The organism is Acinetobacter sp. UBA3132 (assembly GCF_002364825.1).
GTDB lineage: Bacteria > Pseudomonadota > Gammaproteobacteria > Pseudomonadales > Moraxellaceae > Acinetobacter > Acinetobacter schindleri.
Genome location: NZ_DEZM01000171.1, coordinates 1 through 8,212 on the forward strand (window position 1 = coordinate 1; position 8,212 = coordinate 8,212).

Annotated in this window: 7 protein-coding genes and 1 pseudogene; 6 read left to right on the forward strand and 2 right to left on the reverse strand. The window is 45.5% G+C overall.

What is annotated here, in order from left to right; genetic code table 11:
• Positions 1-57: 57 nt before the first annotated feature.
• Positions 58-1,032 (reverse strand): hypothetical protein, encoded by a 975-nt coding sequence (locus tag B4033_RS09120; RefSeq protein WP_004810207.1) that lies wholly within the window; start codon positions 1,030-1,032, stop codon positions 58-60.
• A 310-nt stretch (positions 1,033-1,342) separates the two neighbouring features.
• Here B4033_RS09120 and mdtD point away from each other — a divergent pair, with 310 nt between their 5' ends.
• The 6 genes and pseudogenes from mdtD to B4033_RS09150 all read left to right on the forward strand — a co-directional run bounded on the left by mdtD (position 1,343) and on the right by B4033_RS09150 (position 7,582).
• Positions 1,343-2,734: a multidrug transporter subunit MdtD gene (gene mdtD, locus B4033_RS09125; RefSeq protein WP_103799952.1), complete on the forward strand. Its 1,392-nt coding sequence runs from the start codon at positions 1,343-1,345 to the stop codon at positions 2,732-2,734.
• Between the two features lie 62 nt (positions 2,735-2,796).
• A complete protein-coding gene (locus B4033_RS09130) occupies positions 2,797-3,570 on the forward strand; it encodes a GH25 family lysozyme (protein WP_286833332.1) in 774 nt (257 codons plus the stop codon).
• Positions 3,571-3,613: 43 nt separating this feature from the next.
• A pseudogene (locus B4033_RS09135) lies at positions 3,614-4,630 on the forward strand (MBL fold metallo-hydrolase).
• Positions 4,631-4,648: 18 nt separating this feature from the next.
• Entirely contained in the window at positions 4,649-5,704 is a 1,056-nt protein-coding gene (gene dinB, locus B4033_RS09140; RefSeq protein WP_286833334.1) for a DNA polymerase IV, read from the forward strand.
• Positions 5,705-5,925: 221 nt separating this feature from the next.
• Positions 5,926-7,221, forward strand: coding sequence for a shikimate transporter (gene shiA, locus B4033_RS09145; RefSeq protein ID WP_071319745.1), 1,296 nt, complete (start codon positions 5,926-5,928; stop codon positions 7,219-7,221).
• 4 nt (positions 7,222-7,225) lie between these two features.
• Entirely contained in the window at positions 7,226-7,582 is a 357-nt protein-coding gene (locus tag B4033_RS09150; RefSeq protein WP_286833339.1) for a RidA family protein, read from the forward strand.
• Positions 7,583-7,653: 71 nt separating this feature from the next.
• Here the strand turns inward: B4033_RS09150 and B4033_RS09155 are convergent, their stop codons facing one another.
• Complete coding sequence (locus B4033_RS09155; RefSeq protein WP_103799947.1) at positions 7,654-8,202, reverse strand: DUF2726 domain-containing protein; 549 nt, start codon at positions 8,200-8,202, stop codon at positions 7,654-7,656.
• Between the last annotated feature and the right edge of the window lie 10 nt (positions 8,203-8,212).

Consider the following 8,212-nt stretch of genomic DNA (forward strand, 5'->3'; position numbering starts at 1 on the left):
ATGCTGATCTAAAAAATAAAAAAGCGAGCCGAAGCTCGCTTTTTTATTTTTTAACTCTTAAGAAGCCAAGTTAGTCACCAGGTTATAGAACCAAGGTAGTGTCGTCGCCAAAATCACAGACATTGCTAAACCAAACATCAACTTCATTGCATCTTTGCTGACGTTCCGTGAAGTACGGTGTTTGCTCACACCATTGACGATCATCGAGATCGCAAACTCACGACCGGCCAATAGACCCAAGAACACCCATGTGGTACTCATTGGAATGTTGCTCCACTCTTTGAAGATCAACAAGATAATGGCATAGATAAAGTCAACAATGGTTGCTGCACGAACATCGGTTACATCGGTTTTGGTATCGACGATCTTCTGGATTGCACCACCACGTTGGTACAGAATCACACCCAGCAAGACCACGAATACCGCAATCGCAAACATCAGGAATTCAAATGGAACCTGACGTGGCACATACACAAAGATATTGGCTAAGTCCTGGATCAACCATTGGCTCCACAAGAAACCGGTTGATAACCATTGTAAGATCATCCATTTGGTCGAATGCTCTTGGTCTTTGGTTTGGTTAAAGTACACCGTCATTTTGTTGGCAACAAAACGGTAAATCACCAAAGCTGAGATGAAGGCTACAGCATAACCCATCATCGATTTCACCATCATCGAACCTAAGCTCGCTGGAGAGAAAATGGTGAGCACCAAGAATGTAGTACTGACTGGAATACCATATTTGGTTAATAACAAGAGTAGAATTGGCGGTACAATATACAGCCAGGTAATCCCACCCTCAGGGAATGGAATCGTTTCGAGACGGCCATAAGAGGCATCTCCTACCCCTGATGCATACCAGCCATAGACCAAAACCACCACAAGGATGACGCTGATATAAATCCACAGCAGCCACCAAGGTCGATGTGAATTTGATGAGATAAAGGTTCCCAATGTCTGAGGCACATCATTGCCGACAATGGAGTAGGCTGCTAGACAGAAGCCGATAACCATCAAGATTTCGATAGACATAAAACATACCTGCTGAGGGAGATCAGCATTACTGTAAGATGTGGCCAAGATTATGACGTTTTTATTGCAGTTTCATGACAGAAACGTCATATATTCTTGTAACACTAGCCGGTTTCAATACATTTATTACTTTTCAGCAAGCAGTTGCTATTTCTGCTAAACCCCACTTATCCAACTGATATCAATGAGCTTTCATGGTTATATTTCATGTCATAAATACCAGAATAAGACACTGATTTAGTACAACGGATGGGGTGAATTGATTTAAACTGAGCCCACATTCAAAATTACATGACTTTCTAAATATCACATGAATGCCACGCCCACCCATCAAGCGCTGCAACCCGAATTTAGACTGCTGGTCTTATTGGTATCGATCGGCTTTTTCATGCAAGGTCTGGACACCACGATTATCAATACTGCCCTGCCTGCAATTGCGCTTAGCCTGCAGGAAGATCCGTTGCGGATGCATAGTGTGGTGGTGGCTTATGTACTTTCGGTTGCAGTCTGTATTCCCTTGAGTGGCTGGCTGGCAGATCGTTTTGGTGTACGTAATACCTATTTTAGCGCCATCATTATTTTTACGCTTGCATCAATAGGTTGTGCTGTCTCAAACAGCCTGAATGAACTCCTGCTCTATCGGGTTCTGCAAGGCATTGGTGGTGCTTTGCTGCTACCAGTCGGCCGTCTGGCAATGCTGAAGATTATTCCACGCACCCAGTTTCTGGCTGCAATGAGCCTGATGAGTCTGGCCGGCCTGATTGGTCCCCTGATTGGCCCGACGCTAGGTGGCTGGATGGTCGAATACCTGTCCTGGCAATGGGTATTTCTGATTAACCTGCCGATTGGCCTGCTTGGCACCCTGATTACCTTCAAAGCCATGCCGAATGTTACTGAACCGGATGTGGCGAAGTTTGACTATGCCGGTTTTGTTATGCTGGTGGTGGCGATGGTCGGGCTATGTCTGGGCATTGAGAACTTTGCCAATCCGCAATATCCATTGTGGTGGAGTCTCAGCTTAGTTGCAGCTGGGTTCCTGTTTTCGCTGATCTATGCCTATCATTCACATACCCATAGCAATGCCCTGTTCCGCAGCAAGCTGTTTAAAAACCGGATTTATTCTATTGGGATTCTGGGTAATTTCTTTGCCCGTCTTGGTGGTAACTCCATTCCTTTCCTGTTACCACTAATGTTGCAGGTCGCGTTTGGTTTTGAACCCTTTATTACCGGTTTGCTGATGATTCCAACTGTATTAGGCTCGTTGGCTTCCAAACCCATTATTCGCAAGATCATTCAGCACTTTGGCTATCGCCAGGTGTTACTGGTAAATACTTTGCTGGTGGGGCTATGTATTGCCAGCTTTGCCCTGACTACGGCGGATACACCGATCTGGCTACGTGCGATTCATTTCTTTATTTTTGGTATCCTGAACTCACTGCAGTTTGTTTCCATGAATACTTTAACCCTAAAAGACTTAAGTCAGCAGGATGCCAGCAGTGGCAACAGTTTTCTGTCCATGATCATGATGCTATCGATGAGTATTGGGGTCGCACTGGCAGGTACGCTGGTAAATATGTTTAGTGCCTACTTTGGCGCTGAACAGCTGGATAATGCATTCCATCTCGCCCTGATCTGTCTGGGCTGTTTGAATATCATTGCCGCCTATATTTTCTGGCATATTCCCAAGGATACGCCAGTATGATCATCATCCCGATACAAGATAAATCGGTATAAGCTAGATAGAGTCAGATTTTGAAGAACGTGATGAAAAAGCCAGACAAGCATTATCCACCTCTTTGGGCAGCAATCATGAGTGTCATTCTGCTGCTTGCTGTGGTCGGTGCAATCTGGTGGCTATTGCTGAAACCGCTACCTGCCAACGCTTCCGAATATGACATTCATGGTTTTGATGTTTCGCATCATCAAAAAGAGATTAACTGGCAGCAGATCCCCAAAGATAAATACCGCTTTGTCTATCTGAAATCGAGCGAAGGCGGCGACTTTAAGGACAGCAAATTTCAGGAAAACTGGCTTAAGGCTCGCGAACAGGGTTTGCTGGTCGGTGCCTATCATTTTTATCGCCTCTGTCGGGAGGGTAAGATTCAAGCGCAAAACTTTATCGAAAGCGTACCGAATAAAGCGGATGCCTTACCTCCAGTAATCGATCTTGAATATGACAGTAACTGCATCAATACCTATTCCAAGGAACAGTTACTCAAAGAAATCCAGGTCATGCATGACCTGCTCAAACAGCACTACGGCAAGCAGCCGATGTTCTATACCTCGAAAGCTTTCTACAATATTGTGCTGGTAGGACAATTTACTGACGTACCGCTCTGGATACGTGAATACAAGGGTCTGCCTGAGCTCAAAGATAATCCGAAATGGCATTTCTGGCAGCATACCAGTCAGGGTCAGATCAAAGGTATTGCAACGACTGTAGACCTGAATGTGTTTTATGGTTCGGAAAAGGACTGGCTGAATTTTTTAAAACAGAATGGTATTAAGACTGCACCTGCACAAAAATCGGCAAAATAATTCTACAATTGCAATGTAATCAAAAATAAAAGGATAAATAGCTGTGAAGCTTGGAAAAATTATCGTGACTACCATTCTGATAGTGGTAGTCATACTGGGGGGAATAAGCACTTATTTACGCCAACCTTCAGGTCAGCTGCGTGACTTTGACGCGTGGCAAGCCAAATCCAATACATCCGCAGAAGGCTTAAATGTCCGCTTCTTTGGGGTGTCAACCTTGCTGTTTGATAATGGTCAGGAACAGATTTTAATTGATGGCTTCTTTAGCCGTCCCAGTCTTTGGCATGTTCTCAGTTCTAAGGTTTCCAGCGATTCTAGGTTACTTCAGAAGATTATTCAGGAGGAACAGCTGGATCGGACACAGGCGATTTTAGTGACCCATAGCCATTATGATCATGCTCTGGATATTCCTGAACTGGCTGCCCTGTTACCTCAACCCCAGATCATCGGATCGAATAGCACCCTGAATATTGCACGCAGTCATCCAGAGGTAAAAGCCTCCCAGCTACGGCGTGCTGTATCAGCGTAATCGCTCCGATCGGGACAGTTTAAAGTCACTCCACTTGCTTCCGCACATACGCCTCCAACACCCGTAAATGATGATCTCGGTGAAGAAATTACAGCACCACTGAAACTGCCTGCCAAGTTTTCCGAATTTAAAGAAGGCGGCAGTTTTGACTATCTGATTGAACATGACAGACAACGAATTCTGGTTAAAGCGAGCACAGGGTTTATTCCGGGACAGTTCAAGAATGTTCAGGCCGATATTTTATTTTTAGGCATAGCCCAGCTATCGCGACAGCCTGAGGATTATCAGAAATCTTATCTGCAACAAACGCTGGCAACGGTAAAACCCAAGATTGTCATTCCGATTCACTGGGATGATTTCTTTCAGCCGCTAGATCAACCCTTACAATTTTTGCCACGCTTTGCCGATAATGCTCCAGAGAGTATGCGAATTCTGATCAAAGCGGCTGAAGCGCAACAGATTCAGGTTGTGCTACTGAGTAATAGTCAACCCTATAATCTTTTGAAATCAGCATCTTCCCAAGTGCCTTAAAGCCTTTTAAGATGGCATATGCGTAAAATTATCCATATCGATATGGACGCCTTCTACGCCTCGGTAGAACTGCGTGAACGTCCGGAACTAAAACATTTGCCTGTGGTGATCGCTTCGCATCATCCACGGGCTGTGGTTGCGGCTGCCTCGTATCCAGCTCGGGAATTTGGTGTGCATTCTGCCATGCCAATGAGTCAGGCACGCAAACGTTGTTCGCAGCTGATTGTGATTGAACCGGATTTTCAGAAATACCGTGAGGTTTCCTCACAGATCCATCAGATTTTTCAAAAATATACAGCAGTTATTGAACCACTTTCACTGGATGAAGCCTATCTGGATGTGACTGATAATCTGCTGCAAATCCCCAGTGCAACAGAAGTTGCGATGCGTATCCGTGAAGACATTTTTCAGCTGACTAGACTCACCGCTTCTGCGGGTGTTGCACCAAATAAATTCCTGGCCAAAGTTGCTTCAGACTGGCATAAACCGAATGGCATTTGTGTGATCAAGCCTTCACAGGTACAGGCCTTTATTCAGGATTTACCGCTTAAGAAAATTCCCGGGGTCGGCAAGGTTACGCAGGAAAAATTGAAAAGTCTCAATCTGGAAACGCTGGGTGATTTGCAACAGATGGATGAAGCTGTCCTGATTCAGCATTTTGGCAAATACGGCAAGCGGCTGTATCTCTATGCACAAGGCATCGATGAACGTCCGGTCGAAACCGAACGTGAACGCCAGCAGATTTCCAAGGAAACCACCTTTGGTGATGACCTGCTACTTAGCCAGTGCAGCCCTTACTGGGATCAACTGATCCAGCAGGTCTGGAACAGTCTGGAAAAGAAACAGCTGACTGCACGTGGCATTACCGTGAAACTCAGGCTAAAAAATTTCCAGATCATGCAACATAGCCGCAGCTTCCGTTCCGTGCTTAAAAATCCGCTAGAGCTACATCAGGCGTTACAGTTCTTGCTGCAGGATATGCATCTGGATCCAGCCCTGCAATTTCGCCTGATTGGTGTTGGAGTGTATCAGCTGTCACCTCGCCAGCAAGAAGCACAACTGTCCCTGCTTTAAAGTAAACTGAGCAAGAAGTAGTCACTAGTTTAAAAAGCCAACAACTTTATTTTTACCATTGTATGTTTTTAGAGTAATCTATCCGCGCAATGCATTATCCATGTATATGCTGAGATGCTGAAAATCACCTTTACTTTCAGCATGCTGTCCTGTGATTGGCGTGACGATCAAATCCGAATATTACAGGGCAACTCTGTTCTCCCCATGGAATCCTATCCTGCATGTCTTCTGCAAATTCAATTTCTTTTCAAGAACAACGCGCGCGAAAAGCAGCGCTTTCCAGTTTTATTGGTGCTGTTGTCGACTGGTACGATTTTCTTCTTTACGGCATTGTCGCAGCCCTGATTTTTAAAGATCAATTTTTTCCCAGTATTGGCAACAATATGGGCACATTAGCCGCCTTGGCAACCTTCGGTGTCGGCTTTCTGTTTCGTCCACTCGGTGGTGTAGTGTTTGGTCACTTCGGTGACAAACTCGGCCGTAAAAAAATGCTGGTACTCACTGTCATCCTCATGGGGATTTCTACTGTCGGAATTGGCCTGTTGCCGAATTTCGAAGCCATTGGCTGGTGGGCGCCTGTACTGCTGGTGACCTTACGTGCCATTCAAGGTTTTGCCGTCGGTGGTGAATGGGGTGGCGCTGCCCTGATGGCGGTGGAAAATGCGCCGAAAGGCAAAAAAGCCTTTTACAGTAGTGGCGTTCAGGTTGGTTATGGTGTCGGTTTAGTTCTCGCTACGGGTGCTGTATCACTGATCATTGCGACTCTAGGCGAAGAGGCATTTTCGGACTGGGCATGGCGTATTCCATTTATTGCCAGTATTGTGCTGATCGGCATTGCCATGTGGATTCGGCGTGATCAGGAGGAGTCACAAGAATTTGTCGAAAAAGTGGTTAAAGCCAAGCAACATCCAACCAAACTGCCAATTTTTCAGGCGATCAGCAAGCATCCTAAAGCATTCCTGTACATTATTGCCTTGCGTATGACCGAGCTGCTCACCATGTATCTGGTGACCAATTTTGCACTGAATTATTCCACCAATAATCTGGGCATGGACAAGCAATTCTTCCTGAATATCACCCTGATGGTCGGTGCGATTAGTTGTATCAGTATTCCGTTCTTTGCCTGGATCTCAGACAAAATTAACCATAAAACCATGTGTGTTTGGGGTGGTTTAATCGGTGCCTTGTCGGCTTTCCCGTTCTTTATGGCGCTGGATGCTCAAAATACCTGGATGATTATTGTTGGCTCAATTCTACTGGCCAATATCGCGCATGACATGGTAGTCAGTGTACATCAACCCATCTTTACCTCACTGTTTGGTACCGAGTATCGTTACAGTGGCGCCGGTGTAGGTTATCAGGTAGCAAGTATTATTGGTGGTGGTTTTACCCCAATGATTGCGGCTTCCTTAGTGATTTGGGGTGATGGTTCATGGCATTATGTAGCCATCTATCTTGCTGTGGGCTGTCTACTGACTGCATTGGTTGCTGCCCTGATGCCAAAAACCCAGGATTAAACTCATGACTGTTCAACGTTTGCATGTGTCTCAACGCTTCTCTGAAATCGCGATTTCAGGCAATCTCGTTCATCTGGCAGGTCAACTGGCCAGTGATTTTGATCTGGATATTAAAGGTCAGACACAGCAAACTTTAGACATTATTGATCAGTTCCTCGCAGATGCGGGAACAGATAAGAGCCACATCATGTCAGTTACCATTTATCTCAAAGATATTGAGCGTGACTATGCAGCTTTTAATGAAGTGTGGGACACATGGGTAGCTGATATTCAGGCCCTGCCGCGTACCTGTGTAGAAGCCAAGTTGTATGATCCACGGGTATTGGTCGAACTGACCGTCGTCGCAGTAAAACCGGAATAATGCCGATAGAACTGGTCTTCCAATAAAAAAAGCATGCGATCTGCATGCTTTTTTTATTTGTGCCAGCTGTATTAACTTACTGTCTTTACTTTAGGCCGACCCAGAGCGGAGTAAAGTGGAAACTTCTTTAGTGCAGTCAGGTTATTCAGATTGACTAGACTGTCCTCCTCACCCTGTTCGTTCAGGAAGTCACGACGCAGGTGATGATATTCCGGAATATCTTCATAACGGATTACCCGATAGCCTGCCATAGTCAGCAAGGCATCCTGATACTGGGATTGTTGTGGGCGTTTCAAAATCATCGGATCGTCCACGGCCACGATGGCAACAACCAGATGATCCTGATCTAAAACCACAAAGTCCGCGACCAGATTGCGATATTTGTTACGGGTACGAAAAAATTTGGTGGTCAACAGCGCATCATAGGAGACATGGGCCAGAATGATGTTCTCTGGCAGAATTTCCTTTAGACGGGTGTAAGTCAACTGTTGATTCAGGTTAAAAATGGCGCGCTGCTTCAACACACTGTCTTGCTGTTTGCCGCTGTTCCGTACTCTCTTATATGCCATCAGGATGGTGCACAAGAGCAGAAAACTGCCAATTATGATATAGGTGGCCATGCGTTAGTCC

Excerpts from the sequence above, each read along its gene's own strand:
- dinB (WP_286833334.1), top strand. The coding sequence starts at position 4,649 with ATGCGTAAAATTATCCATATCGATATGGACGCCTTCTACGCCTCGGTA.
- B4033_RS09150 (WP_286833339.1), top strand. The coding sequence starts at position 7,226 with ATGACTGTTCAACGTTTGCATGTGTCTCAACGCTTCTCTGAAATCGCG.
- shiA (WP_071319745.1), top strand. The coding sequence starts at position 5,926 with ATGTCTTCTGCAAATTCAATTTCTTTTCAAGAACAACGCGCGCGAAAA.
- B4033_RS09130 (WP_286833332.1), top strand. The coding sequence starts at position 2,797 with ATGAAAAAGCCAGACAAGCATTATCCACCTCTTTGGGCAGCAATCATG.
- B4033_RS09155 (WP_103799947.1), bottom strand. The coding sequence starts at position 8,202 with ATGGCCACCTATATCATAATTGGCAGTTTTCTGCTCTTGTGCACCATC.
- mdtD (WP_103799952.1), top strand. The coding sequence starts at position 1,343 with ATGAATGCCACGCCCACCCATCAAGCGCTGCAACCCGAATTTAGACTG.
- B4033_RS09120 (WP_004810207.1), bottom strand. The coding sequence starts at position 1,032 with ATGTCTATCGAAATCTTGATGGTTATCGGCTTCTGTCTAGCAGCCTAC.